Raw genomic sequence first — 14,314 nt, forward strand, 5'->3', positions numbered from 1 at the left:
GTCGTCCTCCGCGCCCGGGCGGCCCTCACCGCAAAAGCGGTTTGCCTCCAGACCGTCGGTGCGACCGCACTGCGGCCGGCGTGCTGGTCGGGGTTGGCGGATGAGTGGTGCGGCGGCGCTGGCAGGGCAGCGAGGAGACGGACCTCGACATAGCCGCCGCACCCACTCGGTCAGCGGGGTGCCACGGGGGGAATGACACCGCCGAGCCGGATAGCCTCGCCGTTGAGCATCGGGTCTCGACGATGTGGCGCACCAGCGCGGCGTACTCCGCTGGATCTCTCAGCTGTGATGGGTGCGTTGGTGCGCCCGTTCACAGTTGATTCCATTTGTGATGTACAGCATCGTGAAACATAACATGAGTTTCATTACTTTTGCAAGTTCGGTCGGACCCGAGCCTCCGTACTGCTCCAGCCAAGGAGGCAGAACATGTCCGGGGCATCGTGGCAGCGCCCACGGCCGCGGTGCGATGTCCGATGCCCCACCGATGCTGTTACGGCGACGCCTCATTCCCGGATCGACGACTGCGGTCCGGGAGCACTTGGGCGTATTCCGCCAGCAACTGCCGCAGAAATGACCGTGGCGGCCGCGACTCCGATCCCGAAGAGCCATAGAGGCTTTCGACGATCGGCTGCAATCGGCAACCGCTGTCGACGACGAGCCGTACCAGTCCCGCATCGGCACAACGGGCCAACACCGGCGCAAGCAGCTCAGCCGTGTCCGCGGTCCGGCCCCTTGCCGAAAGACAGCATCCGTGTAGCAGTTGGGCCTGCAGGAGTGCGCGCGGCCGGTTCTGCCGGGATATCTCCGACACAAGCCGCTCGGAACGCCTGCAGGCCAGGTCGACCGCCTCCGGCGTGGGGTGCTCGGCGAGTAGTAGCCGGATGGCCGAGTCATGGGCCAGCTCGGCAGTGACGGCCCGCAAGGCGTTCGGTTGCACTGTGTACGGGGCGATGTGTTCGAGCGACTCGCGATCCGTATCGGAAATCCCGAGACCGAGGCGGACTCGCTCGTTGACCATTCGAGCAGCCAGCCGCGGAAGCGACAAGTTCTCGGCGATCCTGTCCCCCTCATTCAGACGCCGATGCAACGCCTCCATATCGCCTCGCACAGCAGCCAAGCGCGCACCGGTGCCGTAGGTGGCCAACAAGAATTCGACCGCACCGCCCTCTGGACTCAGTCCGGCATCGAGCAACTGCTCGGCCTCGACGAATTGGCCCTTCTCGTACAGCAATTCGCCGAGCAGTGCGCCGGCCAGCCGGGTGGCATGTGACCGAACACCGGACTGCAGGGCCAGTTCGAGTGCCGTCCGATAGTGGGATTCGGCCGCCGCGATGTCGAGTTGTTCGTACGCGGCAAGCCCTGCGACGCAGTCGCAGTACGTGATGGCGAACGGACCGTGGGTGCGAGTCCGATACGGCTCGATCCAGCGATGCCAACGAGCTACTTCGGAGAAGTCGAAGCGGTAGAGCGCCGAAACGCTGGCAGTTACCGCGGTGGCCTGCGCGAGGAACGGCCGGACCGGTGCCTCGATCCTGGCCAATACCGGTTCCGGCACCGTCACCGGCCTGTCCACGACCAAGGAGACTGCGGTGCGCGCCAAGGACGCCTCGAGCTGGGTGCGCGTTCGCTCGTCGTCGTCCATGTCGCCGGCCGCCAGGGCACGGTCGGCGAGATCGAGCGCCGCGATGGCGGCGGCCGGGCGTTGAGGACCGATGTTCGCCCATGCAATGTAAACCTGCAACTTTGGGTCGAGTGCTGTCAGCGAGCTGGGTAGCTTGTCCACCAACCCGAGGAAGGTGGCGTTGCGCGAGCACTCCATCAGTTCCTCGGCGCGCTCCGCGACCAGTCGCACGGCACGGTCAGGATCGCCGGCCGCGAGTGCGTGATCCACCGCCTCGGCCGTCATGTCGTGTGAGGCAAACCATTCCGATGCCGTGAGGTGCAGGCGCTCGAGCATGCGTGGATGCTTGTCCACCAGCCGACGGCGCAGAAAGTCTGCGAACAACCCGTGATACCGGAACCACCGTAGGTCGTCGTCAACGCTGCGCAGGAATAGATCTCGCCGGTGAACTTCTTCGAGCATTTCCTGCCCGGAATCCACATCGGTCAGGGCTTCGGCGAGCTCACTACAGATCTGCTCAGGGACCGAGGTTCGCATTACGAATTCGAGAATGCCGGGTTCCAGCGCCCCGATCACGTTTTCCATCAAGTACTCGCCGATCGCGAAATGTCGTCCGGAAATCTGGCCGATATACGCGGCGGGGTTGTCGCGACCACGCAGTGATAGCGACGCCAATTGCAGCGCTGCCGCCCAGCCCTCGGTCGATTTACGGAGATGTTCGATATCGGCGGTGGCCAGATTCAATCCGTTGGTCTCAGTGAGAAACGCGGCTGTCTCTTCGCTGTCGAACCGTAACCCGGTCTCGTCGATTTCGATCAGTTCATCCCGAACACGCATCCGTCCCAGAGGTAGGCCCGTCCGGCTACGGCTGGTGACGATCATCTGGAGATGATGGCAACCTCGTTCGAGTAGAAATTCAAGTGCGGCAATGGTTTCCGGATTCGTCACCCGATGCCAGTCATCGATCACCAGAGCCAGGGTCTCCGCACCGGCGTGAGTCTCATCGATCAGAGCGGTCAGTACATACTGCGTGGCACCGCTCGAGTGCTCTTCGAGAATCTGCGCCAACCCCGTGGCTACGTCCGGATTCGCATGGTGGATCGCCCGAATCAGGTGGGACAGGAACCATACAACGTTGTTGTCGTCGAGATCCACGCTCAGCCAGCCGACACGCACGCCTTCGGATGCAATTCTGTCGGCCCATTGAGCGGCTAAAGTGCTCTTGCCGAATCCAGCCGGACCGTGAATGAGCACCAGCCGCCGCGCACGTTCCGCTCTCAGAACTTCAAGGAGTCGCCGCCTGGCAACCGGCTGTCGCGTAGGACTGGGTGGCCGATATCTGGTCGTAGGCGTCGGTGTGGGTGTTGGTCCCGAGCGTGCTGTCGGCAATGGCCGGCGAGCTGACCCACCGGCGAGGTTCTCATCACCCGAAGGCAACACCATCGAGTCCACCTGCAGGCCACAGGCAAATTGAACGTTACGCAGCTGCTCCCCGAACTCGCGGACTGTCGCGGGTCGTTCGCCGACGTCGGTCGCCATGGCCGATTCGACGGCCGCACACATCAGGGCCGGAACACCGTTGCCGCGCAGGTCTGGCACCGGTCCGGCCGCTATCCGAACAAACTGCGCGACCACCGACTCGCCCTGTTGGCGTTCGTAGGCTGCATGGCCGGTGAGCAGGCAGAATAACGTTGCTCCCAGCCCATAGATATCAGCGGATGTTGTGGGCTCCTCACCGCGGAGGATTTCGGGTGCGGTGAAGGCCGGAGTTCCTGCTACCAATCCGGAGTCGGTTCGGAACGCCCCGCCGATACGAGCGATACCGAAATCACTGAGCTGTGGTTCGCCGTAGTCCGTGAGGAGGATATTCGCGGGATTCACATCGCGGTGTACGACCCCATTCGCATGTGCGGCCGCCAAGGCTCCGGCCATCTTCACCCCGACAGACAGCACTTCCTGCCACGGCATCGGCCCGGTCGCGCCGATTCGCGCTAGCAGCGAACCTCGGGCGTGGAACGGCATCACCAAGAAGGGACGACCGGTCGCAGTAATGTCGGCTTGCAAAACTTGGACGATGTGCGGATGCCCGGAGAAGCGCCCCAGGGCGCGCTGCTCACGCAAGAAGCGTTGGCGCTCCTGCCGGCTCTCCTCGGCACTGAGTAACTTCACCGCGACAGCGCGCTCGAGCGAGGGTTCGACACACCGGTAAACGACGCCGAAGCCACCGCGACCGATCTCCTCCGCATCATCGAAACCAGCCGCAGCCAGCTCCGCCGCGATACCGAAGCTCGGGTCGCGCCGAGTCCCCTCGCCATCGCGATCCACTATCGCCTCAACGGTCTACACGGGTGGGATGGTGGGCGCGCCCGCGGATCTTCGGATCCGATCGACCGCACCTTGTTGTCGCAGCCACGCATGAGTTGACCTCTCGACGTAAACGGCCCCGACACGTCGATAATAGGTCGGATTCACAAGAATCGAGGAGCTATGCGAGCCGAGGGTCAGCCCGTCTACACCAGGTTTGCGTTGACGGCCGCCCTGTAGGAGTCAACGGTGCCTCGAGCTCGATGTGATTTCGCGAAGGCGCCACTTCGATGCTGCGGTCGTTGCCGGGGAAGCCTTCCGAAGACAATGAGTTCGACCTATCCCGCAGAAGCGTAACTGGGCGAAGATTCCACGCTCTCGCCGATGCTCAGGACTGAACATCCGCACGAATGAGTCTGTCACCGAAAGACTCCCACGCCGCGGCGTCCAGCGCGGCGTCGGTCACCAGCAGGTCCACTTCGTCCAGACCCGCAACCTTGGCCAGGGCCCGGTGGCCGAATTTCGAGCTGTCGGCGACCACGATCGTGGATCGCGCTGCCGCGACCATGGCGCGTTTAACCGGTACCTCGAGGGTGTTCGTATTGGTGATTCCTGACCTCACATCCACCGCGTCGGCACCCAGGACCGTCCAGTCTGCAGCGTAGTCGCTGAGGAATTCGACCGTACGATCACCGACCAGGGTGTACACCGTTCCGAGAACCTCGCCTCCCGCGACGAGTAGCCGGAAGCGGTTGAGGCCCGCGACGTATTCGGCAATGTGCAAGTCGTTGGTGATCACCGTCAACTCCTCGCGGTGACGCAAAGCGACCGCGACCTCGTAGGTTGTCGACCCGCTGTCGAGGATGACGGTGTCGCCGTCCTCGATCCGGGCCGCAGCGACGCGGGCGATGGCTGCCTTCTCGCTCAGCCGTACACCGCGCTTCTGGGAGTACGGCAGATCGGCGGTCACGCCGGGGACAGGACGCGCCCCGCCGTGCGTGCGTTGAATCTGGCCGTCACGTTCGAGCATGTCCAGATCGCGCCGAATGGTGGATGTATCGACACCCAACTCCTGCGCGAGCTCCTTGGCTCCGGCGTAGCCGTCAGTGATCAACCGACCGAGGATCTCGCGCCGACGAGAGCTGGCGAGCAACGGTTACCTCCCAGGTGTTCAGGGCCATGCCCAAGTCCGTGACTTCTCGGATGGTACGCGGTGCTGCGCGAAACATTGACAGACTTATCTTTGTATTGCATGCTTTCGTGCAATGATGGCCCGAAATCGAGCAGTACGGCCTCCGTCATTGGAGAAGTTCGGTAGGTGACGCGTAAAGCCGATGCACGGCGGAGTGCACCGACCGGATCGCTGCGCGATAACAAGCATGCATGCACCCTTCTGCATGAGTCTGCACTGAGTCTGCACGCTTGGACCCACACCGCCAGCGACGAGCTTCCGAGCTACGAACAGGTGAGAGGTTTCGTGAGTACGGTTTCCACACCCGCATGGGCGGACTTAGAACGTCACCGTCGCCGTATGGGCGGCACGCGGATCACCGACCTGTTCGAGGCGCAGCCGGACCGCGGACCGGTCATGACAGTCGTCGACGACGAGCTTGTACTCGACTATTCGAAGAACCTCGTCAGCGCTGAGACCATCGATCTCTTGTTGCAGCTGGCCGAGGAGAGAGGGCTTTCCTCCGGCATCGCGGCCATGTTCGGCGGCGAACGCATCAACGTCACAGAGAACCGGGCAGTACTGCACGTAGCGCTGCGGGCGCCCTCCGGCTCCGTCGTCAAAGCGTACGGACGCGAGATCGTTCCCGACGTCCAGCAGGTGCTGGACCAGATGGAGAACTTCGCGAGTCGCGTTCGGTCGGGCAACTGGCTCGGTGCAAGTGGAGAGCCGATCCGCGCGGTGGTCAACATCGGTATCGGCGGCTCGGACCTCGGGCCTGCCATGGCCTTTCAAGCCCTCAGGGGATTCGCCGATGACACACTCGATGTGCGGTTCGTATCCAACGCCGACGGCCACGACCTGGCTCGGGCTCTTCATACCCTGGAACCGGCCACCACGCTGTTCGTCGTGTCATCCAAGACCTTCACCACCGTGGAAACGCTGACGAATGCCCGAACAGCACGGCGATGGCTGCTGGCAGCATTGCCGGACGAGGCGGCGGTCGCAAAACACTTCGTGGCCGTTTCGACCAACGCTCGCGAGGTCACCGAGTTCGGAATCGACCCAGCCAACATGTTCCAGTTCTGGGACTGGGTTGGCGGACGATACTCGGTGCATTCCGCGATCGGCCTGTCATTGATGATCGCGATCGGACCGGAGCGGTTCCGGCGGTTCTTGGCCGGCGCACACTCGATGGACGAGCACTTCCGTACCGCACCACTGCGGCGGAACATTCCCGTGCTGCTCGGCCTGCTCGGAATCTGGTACCGCAACTTCTGGGATGCGCAGACCCACGCGGTGTTGCCCTATGACCAGCGATTGTCGCGACTACCTGCGTATCTGCAGCAGTTGGACATGGAGAGCAACGGCAAATCGGTCGACCGAAGCGGGAAACCGATCAGCGTCGACACCGCACCGATCCTGTGGGGAGAGCCCGGAACGAACGGGCAGCATGCGTTCTTCCAATTGCTGCACCAGGGCACAAGTTTCGTACCCTGTGACTTCATAGGCGTTCTGCGACCCGACCATGAGCTGCCCGGGCATCACGATCTGTTGATGGCCAACTTGTTCGCGCAGTCCGAGGCGCTGGCGTTCGGAAAGCCCGAAATCGCCGACGGGCCAGCCCAATTGCGCGACCATCGGCAGTTCCCCGGAAACCGCCCGAGTAACACGATCCTGCTGCCGGAACTCACTCCCTACACACTCGGCCAACTGATCGCACTGTACGAGCACAAGGTCTTCACCCAAGGCTGGATCTGGGGCGTCAATTCCTTCGACCAATGGGGTGTCGAGCTCGGAAAGGCCCTGGCAACAAGGATTCTCGACGAAATCGAGGGTCAGTGCGAACCAGCGCACGACAGCTCCACCAACGCGCTGATCGCCCGCTACCGCCGGGTTCGGAACGTTGACGCCGCCGCCAGCAACCCCGGCCCGCCGCCGGTCACCAATCGAAAGTAGTCAACCGATGCAGATGAAGGTCGGATACAAGGCATCCGCTGAGCAGTTCGGTCCGCGTGACCTGGTCGAATACGCCGTTCGCGCTGAGGAGCTCGGCCTGGACAGCGTGGTCGTATCCGATCACTTCTTGCCGTGGCGGCATCAGGGCGGCCACGCACCGTTCGCCATGGCATGGATGGCCGCGGTCACCGAGCGCACCAGCCGCGTCCAGATCGGCACCAGCGTCCTCACCCCGACGTTCCGCTACAACCCTGCGGTGATCGCTCAAGCATTCGCCACCATGTCTCTCCTCTCCGGTGGGCGCGTGATGCTCGGTGTCGGCACCGGTGAGGCCCTGAACGAGATCGCTGTATCCGGCCGGGAATGGCCAGAATTCAAAGAGCGCTTCGCCCGTCTACGCGAAGCCATCACGGTGATGCGCCAACTCTGGACCGACACCGACGTGTCATTCGAAGGCCAGTACTACACGACCGTCAAGGGCAACATCTACGATCGCCCAGAGAGGCCGATTCCCGTGTACATCGCCGCCGGAGGCCCGGTTGTCGCCAAGTACGCCGGGCGGACCGGAGACGGTTTCATCTGCACCTCCGGCAAGGGCATGGAGCTCTACAACGACAAGCTGATGCCGGCGGTTTCCGCGGGTGCAGCTGCGGCGCAGCGCAATCCGGACGACATCGACAAGATGATCGAGATCAAACTGTCCTATGACCGCGATCGCCGACAGGCACTGGCCAACACGCGATTCTGGGCGCCGCTGTCGCTGACCGCCGAACAGAAGCACAGTGTCGGTTCGGCCGTCGAGATGGAGGAATTAGCCGACCAGCTTCCCATCGAACAGGTGGCGAAGCGATGGATCGTCGCGTCAGACCCCGAAGAAGCCATCGAAGGGATCAAGCCCTACCTCGATGCCGGGCTCAATCACCTGGTGTTCCATGGGCCCGGCCACAATCAGGAACGCTTCCTGAGCCAGTTCTCCGAAGACATCCTGCCCAGACTGCGCGCACTGAGCTGAGCGCGCTTTCGCGCCGGGTCACGCATACAGCCGGTGCAAAAGACTGACAGAACAAGCCATCACAGAGGGAGCCCTTGTGAGTAACACGCTGAAACTACTGGCCGACGAGGGCGTTTCCATCTGGTTGGACGACCTCAGCAGGCAGCGGCTGACTTCAGGCGATCTGGCGCGATTGATCAGCGAGGGTGTCGTCGGCGTGACAACCAACCCGACGATCTTCCATGACGCGCTGCACGATTCCGAGCACTACGATGCCGATCTCCGCAACCTTGCACGCCTCGGGGTTTCACCTGCCGACGTGGCACGCATCCTTGCGTGCGGCGATGTGCGGGCAGCATGCGATGTCTTGCGACCGGTATACGAAGCGAGCGACGGCCGCGACGGCCTTGTCTCGATCGAAGTCGATCCGGGATGGGCACACGACATCCATCGAACCGTGGCGGAAGCCGACCTGTTGTGGTGGTTGGTTGCCCGACCCAACGTGATGATCAAGATCCCGTCCACCCCAGCCGGGTTGAGTGCGGTCACAGCCTGTCTGGCAAAGGGCATCAGCGTCAATGTCACATTGATCTTCTCCCTCGACCGGTACGGCGAGGTGTTGAATGCCTTCCTCGACGGCATGGACCTGGCGCTTCAGAATGGGCATGATCTGACGAAGATCGCCTGTGTGGCATCGTTTTTCGTATCGCGTGTCGACACCGAGGTGGACAAGCGGCTCGACGCACTCGGAACTGATCAAGCAAAAGCGCTGCGCGGTCGGGCAGCGATCGCAAACGCAATACTCGCCTACCAGGCCTTCGAGCACACGCTCCAGGGCGAGCGTTGGGGTGCGTTGGCTGCGGCCGGAGCCCGTCCGCAACGGCCGCTTTGGGCATCGACCGGCGTCAAGGATCCCGCATACGAAGACACGCGCTACGTGATCGAACTCGTGGCACCCAACACGGTGAATACCGTGCCGGAGCCGACGCTGGCCGCGGTTGTCGATCACGGTCAGGTTCGCGGTAACCAGGTAACCGACCGGTACGACGAGGCACGTCGGGTGTTCGAACAACTTGCGACCCTTGGGATCGACATGAACGAAGTCGGAGCCGTGCTGGAGCGTGAAGGTGTTTCCAAGTTCCAGCAATCCTGGCGAACGCTGACCCTAACCATCGCCACCGCACTGGCAGCCCATCGATCCGAGTTCTAGAACAGACGAATTCCTAGGAACAACAAAGGATTTACATGAAGTTGGGATTGGTCGGCGCCGGCCGGATGGGAGCAGGGCTGGCCCGCAGACTGACGCGAGCCGAGCACACGTGTGTGGTGTACGACCCGGACGCCGTAACCGTCGACCGGCTGCGAGCGGAGGGCATTCGGGGAGCGGATTCACTCACCGAGTTGGTCGAGGCATTGGAACCGCCACGAATCGTGTGGGTGATGGTGCCTGCTGCGGTTACCGACAAGGTAATAGCCGATCTGCGGCCATTGCTGGCACCGGGCGACGTGCTCATCGATGGCGGAAACTCCTTCTACCGCGACGATGTCGAGCGCGCCGCCAGTCTCGCAGAGGGAGGCATCCACTATCTGGATGTCGGAACCAGCGGCGGCGTCTACGGCGACCAACGCGGATTCTGCCTGATGATCGGCGGCGACGCGACGGTCGCGAACCGAGTGGACCCGATCTTTCGCGCCCTGGCACCGGGCACCGAAGTCTGCGCACGCACACCAGGCCGGGATGGAACGCCCGCACGTGAAGAGCACGGATACGTGCACTGTGGTCCCGCAGGAGCCGGGCACTTCGCGAAAATGGTGCACAACGGCATCGAATACGGCCAGATGGCGGCGTTGGCCGAGGGCATGGCAATACTGCGAAACGCCAATATCGGGGCCGCTGCCCGCGCATCCGACGCAGAAACCGCACCGCTGCCAGATGCAGACTTCTACCGATACGACTTCGACGTCCCCGCCATCCTCGAAGCATGGCGCCGTGGCAGCGTAGTCAGTTCCTGGCTCGTGGATCTCACAGCCGCCGCCGTATACGCCGACCCAGGACTCAGCGAGTTCTCCGGCCGGGTAGCCGATTCCGGCGAAGGGCGGTGGACCGTGCAGGCCGCCATAGACGAAGGCGTCCCAGCTCATGTACTGACTGCTGCACTGTTGGAGCGGTTCGCCTCGAGAGGTGAGGCCGATTACGCGAACAAGGCGCTGTCCGCCATGCGAAAAGCCTTCGGCGGACACTTCGAACAGCCTGCGACATCGTGAGAATGGACGGGACTATCCAAAAGTCCTACCGGTGAGGCAAATCCGGTGGGCGCGATGGCTACGCCGGGCCTTACAGACCGGATGCCACGTGCCCGGCGCCGCTACGCTGGCCCGGCCGCCTATTACAGGGTGTCACGGAGTGGCCGATAGCCGGTCGGGCCGAGTTGGGCGAGTTCCGCGTCGCGGCCCCGCGCGCACTGCGGGTGTGCGTCATGCGGAGGCCGGCGACCAGGCGAGTCCTAATTCAGGGTGGATGAGTGCGGTCCAGTCGGCATCGCGGCCCACTGCCCGGCACAGCAGTTCGTAGTGGGCCAGATAGCTGAAGCACGCCTCCACGAGTTGCTCAGTGGCACGGCGGTCGACCATGTAGACGTCGTTTTCGAGGAAGCGGCGAGCGTTCGGGAGGAAGGTCAGCCCGTCGCAGTCGTGCAGCACCTGCCTGCGGAACCGGCTATCGGGCGTCATCGACCCCCATTCCTGACACCTGTCCTCGAGTCCGACGGCGACGATCAGGTTGGTGCGCAGGTACACGTCCAGGACGTGATAGAGCAGGAATCGTAGGTTGTTGCCAACGGCCTGACCGCCGTGCTCGTGATCCAGCACCGTGCGAATCTCGGCCTCGCCGAATGCCAAGAGCGTATCCGTGCGCCCGGTCTCCATCAGTGCGGCAAACTCTCGACACCGACACCCGGAGTCCTGGCCGATCGAATCAGGCGCGGGGCCGTGGAGCTTCGCCGGATCGTGTTCGCGCTGCGCCGAATCCACGATAAGCTGGCGCAAAGCAGTGCTGAATCGCGTCAAACGCGCACTTGCACGGGCCATCTCACGAGTCGGACGCGGTAGCTCACCGGGCAGCTTCACCGTGTAACCACGGTTCTTACGGAACACGGCCGTACCGGATGTCTCACAGTCACTCCGCCGACAAACCCTCTCCGCCAGGTACTTTCGGTGATCGACTCGGATCGCCGTTCGCTTATCGTTGAGATGGATCCGCCCGCACGCTCCGACGGGCAGCTCGACGCCCGGATCGCGATACCACCTCACCAGCACCGACAAGTCCGACCAGTCGAGTCGTCCGCGCGCATGAGGAAGGGGCATGGCGACATTATCTGTCGCTTCCACCACGCCGAACGGGGAGCATTCGCGTCTCCCCATGATCGACCACTTCCGCTCTCGTTCAGGATGCCTCAGGCACGAGCCCGACTGAGCCATACCGGCTTCGGAGTGCGCCTTTGACGACCTTCCCGCTCGCGTTGCGCGGCAACTCGTCCACCAACTCGACGACCTTCGGGCGCTTGTAGCGCGCCACGCGACCCACCAGCCAGTCCGCCAGAGTATCGACGGTGATCGTCGTACCAGGCTGAGCAACGATAACCGCGACCGGGATCTCACCCCAGTGGTCGTCAGCCCTTCCGATAACAGCGACGTCGATGACATCGGAATGTGCCGCGATGGCGTTCTCTACCTCGGCACAGTAGATATTCTCGCCCCCGGAGATGATCATGTCCTTCTTCCTGTCGACGACGTAGACAAATCCTTCATCATCTACGCGGACAAGGTCTCCGGAGTGGAACCATCCGCCCTCGAATGCCTCTGCAGTTGCCACCGGATTTCGCCAGTAGCCCTCCATCAGACCAGGACCACGATAGACAATCTCCCCGACCTCTCCGGTCGGCACATCGTTCATATCCTCATCCACCACCCGGACAGCGACAGTGTCGACCGGCTTCCCCACCGATCCGATCTTGCGTACAGCATCCGTCCCGTCGAGCATGCACGTGATCGGAGACATCTCGGTCTGCCCGAAAAGCGCCACGTTCAATACGCCAGGGAACACCTCGTTCATGCGCATGAGCAAGCTGGTCGACGCCGGGGCGGCACCCCACGAGACAACACGCAAACTCAGATCACGATCGGGCAGACTGGTGTCGTCGACGATCGCCTGCCATTGCGTCGGAACCATGAAAACGCTTGTCACACGTTCTCGCTCGAGACAGTCGAGAACCTCTCCTGAATCGAATGCGCCAGTCGGATGCAACACGATAGTGGCGCCGATCAAAAGAAAGGGACCCACGGTAGCCAGCGCTGCGATGTGAAAGAGGGGCGAAGTCACAAGGTTGACCTCGGATCCGTCGCTGGAGAGCTGCCACGCACGGATCAAAGCCAGCGCCTGCATCTGAAGATTCTGATGCGACAACACCGCGCCCTTCGGCCTACCCGTGGTACCCGAGGTGTACATGATCGCTGCAGGTGAATCCTCGGCCACATCATTGGTCGGAGGAATCTCCGTGACGTTGCAGATCTCCGCCTCGAGCGAAGGGCCCGCGCTCCCGGATCCGACCACAATGTGCGGAACCGAGCGCGACACCGTGGAGACCGCGTCGAGGAGTGAGTCTTCGACGATGACCACCGCCGCACCACTGTCCGTGACGATGAACTCGACCTCCGTCGGACTGAGACGGAAGTTCAACGGCACGACCGTGGCGCCCAGCCTGTTCGCTGCAAGCATCACTTCGATGAACTCAGGACGATTGGTGAGCAACAACGCGATCCTGTCGCGCTCCCTCACCCCCATCCCGCTCAGCACAGCCGCGAGACGCGAACTCCGATCCTCCAATGTGCGCCAGCTCGTCGATATGCCGCGATAGCGAATTGCAGTGGCGTCCGGTTTCATCAGAGCATGCCGAGCAACGTGATTGGCCCAATGAACGCGCCGCGAGGCAAGCGGCTGCGCCTGCGATTGTGTCTGCATAGAACTCCTGTCAGAGAGGCTGATATCCGGAAACATTGCTAATTACATCGAGAAGCCAACGAGCACAGGCCATATGAAGCGGAGACTTCACATGTCCAGCTTCAACTGCTGTGTGGCGACAGCAGCGAACCAGGAAGTACGCAGCCGGTTCAGTTCAGATCGGCAGGGAGGAAGCCAGTTTCGATGCGATTTTTGACAGTGGCCAGGAACCTGGCCGCGTCAGCACCATCGATTAGCCGGTGGTCGTAGCTCAGCGCCAAGTGCACAATCGACCGCACTTCGAACGTCCGGTTGCCAAACGAATCGCGGAGTGGGACAAATCGTTCGACGATCGCTCCGGTGCCGAGGATGCCAGATTGCGGATAGTTGATGATCGGAGTGTCGAACAGGGCGCCGCGGCTGCCGGTGTTGGTGATGGTGAACGTGCCGCCGGTCATTTCGTCCGGACCGATGCGGCCGGTGCGCACACGATCGGCGGCCTCGGCGATAGCGACCGCAAGCTGCTCCACACCAAGGTGGTCCGCGTCGCCGATTACCGGCACCATCAATCCGCGTGGACTGTCCACGGCGATACCGAGGCGGACACCAGTGTGGTAGGTGACCCGGGTGAAGTCGGGGTCGACAGACGCATTGAGTAGCGGATGCTCGTGCAGGGCTTCGATTGTGGCCTTGACCAGGAAGGGCAGAAACGACAGTTTTACGCCGGTGCGGGCTGCGAATTCCGCTTTATGTGCTTCGCGCAGCTGCGCCACCGCGGTGATGTCGGCCTCTACCACGGTGGTCAGCTGGGCGGTTTTCTGCAGCGATTCGTGCATGCGCGCGCCGATGATCTGCCGGATGCGCGGAAGCTTCTCCACTCGTTCTTCCATGGCCGTGATCGGCTGCACTGCGGCGAGCGGAGGCGCCAGTTGATCCTCGACCACCGCAGGCTCGGCGGCGATTGCGGTACCGACTGGCTCCGCGGACAGCACCGGGGCCGGCGTTTCAAGCGATGACTCGGCGGGGCCGATGATAGCCAGCGCGTCGCCGATCGTGACTGTGGTGTCCTCCGCGACCAGAAGTTCCACCAGAACTCCCGGCGCGGGCGAGGGGACTTCGGTATCGACCTTGTCGGTCGCGACTTCCAACAGTGGCTCGTCGAATTCCACTGTGTCGCCGACGTTTTTGAGCCAGCGGGTGACAGTGGCCTCGGTGACCGAGTCGCCCAGGGATGGGAGGGTGACGGTGGTCCCCTGCGGTGGGGTGCTCATG

General features: G+C 62.8%; 9 protein-coding genes. 4 read left to right on the forward strand and 5 right to left on the reverse strand.

Annotation, left to right across the window (positions count from 1 at the left end; all coding sequences use genetic code 11):
* Nucleotides 1–490: 490 nt before the first annotated feature.
* Nucleotides 491–3,946 carry a protein kinase gene (locus tag ACFXN1_RS20845; protein ID WP_379438000.1) on the reverse strand — a complete coding sequence of 1,152 codons (3,456 nt, stop codon included), beginning with the start codon at nucleotides 3,944–3,946 and terminating at the stop codon, nucleotides 491–493.
* 367 nt (nucleotides 3,947–4,313) lie between these two features.
* Nucleotides 4,314–5,078, reverse strand: coding sequence for a DeoR/GlpR family DNA-binding transcription regulator (locus ACFXN1_RS20850; RefSeq protein WP_379437999.1), 765 nt, complete (start codon nucleotides 5,076–5,078; stop codon nucleotides 4,314–4,316).
* A gap of 324 nt (nucleotides 5,079–5,402) precedes the next feature.
* Here ACFXN1_RS20850 and pgi point away from each other — a divergent pair, with 324 nt between their 5' ends.
* The 4 genes from pgi (at nucleotide 5,403) to gnd (ending at nucleotide 10,311) form a co-directional block, all read left to right on the forward strand.
* The gene (gene pgi, locus ACFXN1_RS20855; RefSeq protein ID WP_379438045.1) at nucleotides 5,403–7,055 is read left to right on the forward strand and encodes a glucose-6-phosphate isomerase; all 1,653 of its coding nucleotides are present in this window, start codon (nucleotides 5,403–5,405) and stop codon (nucleotides 7,053–7,055) included.
* Nucleotides 7,056–7,062: 7 nt separating this feature from the next.
* Nucleotides 7,063–8,067: a glucose-6-phosphate dehydrogenase (coenzyme-F420) gene (gene fgd / locus ACFXN1_RS20860; RefSeq protein ID WP_379438043.1), complete on the forward strand. Its 1,005-nt coding sequence runs from the start codon at nucleotides 7,063–7,065 to the stop codon at nucleotides 8,065–8,067.
* A gap of 76 nt (nucleotides 8,068–8,143) precedes the next feature.
* Nucleotides 8,144–9,256, forward strand: coding sequence for a transaldolase (gene tal, locus ACFXN1_RS20865; RefSeq protein WP_379437998.1), 1,113 nt, complete (start codon nucleotides 8,144–8,146; stop codon nucleotides 9,254–9,256).
* A gap of 35 nt (nucleotides 9,257–9,291) precedes the next feature.
* The gene (gene gnd / locus ACFXN1_RS20870; protein ID WP_379437997.1) at nucleotides 9,292–10,311 is read left to right on the forward strand and encodes a phosphogluconate dehydrogenase (NAD(+)-dependent, decarboxylating); all 1,020 of its coding nucleotides are present in this window, start codon (nucleotides 9,292–9,294) and stop codon (nucleotides 10,309–10,311) included.
* Nucleotides 10,312–10,521: 210 nt separating this feature from the next.
* Here the strand turns inward: gnd and ACFXN1_RS20875 are convergent, their stop codons facing one another.
* From ACFXN1_RS20875 to ACFXN1_RS20885, 3 genes are all read right to left on the reverse strand, one after another.
* Nucleotides 10,522–11,466, reverse strand: a complete 945-nt coding sequence (locus ACFXN1_RS20875) for a hypothetical protein (RefSeq protein WP_379437996.1) — start codon at nucleotides 11,464–11,466, stop codon at nucleotides 10,522–10,524.
* A gap of 22 nt (nucleotides 11,467–11,488) precedes the next feature.
* Nucleotides 11,489–13,063, reverse strand: coding sequence for a long-chain-fatty-acid--CoA ligase (locus ACFXN1_RS20880; protein ID WP_379437995.1), 1,575 nt, complete (start codon nucleotides 13,061–13,063; stop codon nucleotides 11,489–11,491).
* 149 nt (nucleotides 13,064–13,212) lie between these two features.
* Entirely contained in the window at nucleotides 13,213–14,313 is a 1,101-nt protein-coding gene (locus ACFXN1_RS20885) for a 2-oxo acid dehydrogenase subunit E2 (protein ID WP_379437994.1), read from the reverse strand.
* Between the last annotated feature and the right edge of the window lies 1 nt (nucleotide 14,314).

The sequence above is a fragment of the Nocardia sp. NPDC059154 genome (genome assembly GCF_042755705.1).
GTDB lineage: Bacteria > Actinomycetota > Actinomycetes > Mycobacteriales > Mycobacteriaceae > Nocardia.

Bases quoted from the DNA above. Each gene is read 5' to 3' on its own strand.
- fgd (WP_379438043.1), top strand. From the start codon at position 7,063: ATGCAGATGAAGGTCGGATACAAGGCATCCGCTGAGCAGTTCGGTCCG.
- gnd (WP_379437997.1), top strand. From the start codon at position 9,292: ATGAAGTTGGGATTGGTCGGCGCCGGCCGGATGGGAGCAGGGCTGGCC.
- ACFXN1_RS20875 (WP_379437996.1), bottom strand. From the start codon at position 11,466: ATGGGGAGACGCGAATGCTCCCCGTTCGGCGTGGTGGAAGCGACAGAT.
- ACFXN1_RS20880 (WP_379437995.1), bottom strand. From the start codon at position 13,063: ATGCAGACACAATCGCAGGCGCAGCCGCTTGCCTCGCGGCGCGTTCAT.
- ACFXN1_RS20885 (WP_379437994.1), bottom strand. From the start codon at position 14,313: ATGAGCACCCCACCGCAGGGGACCACCGTCACCCTCCCATCCCTGGGC.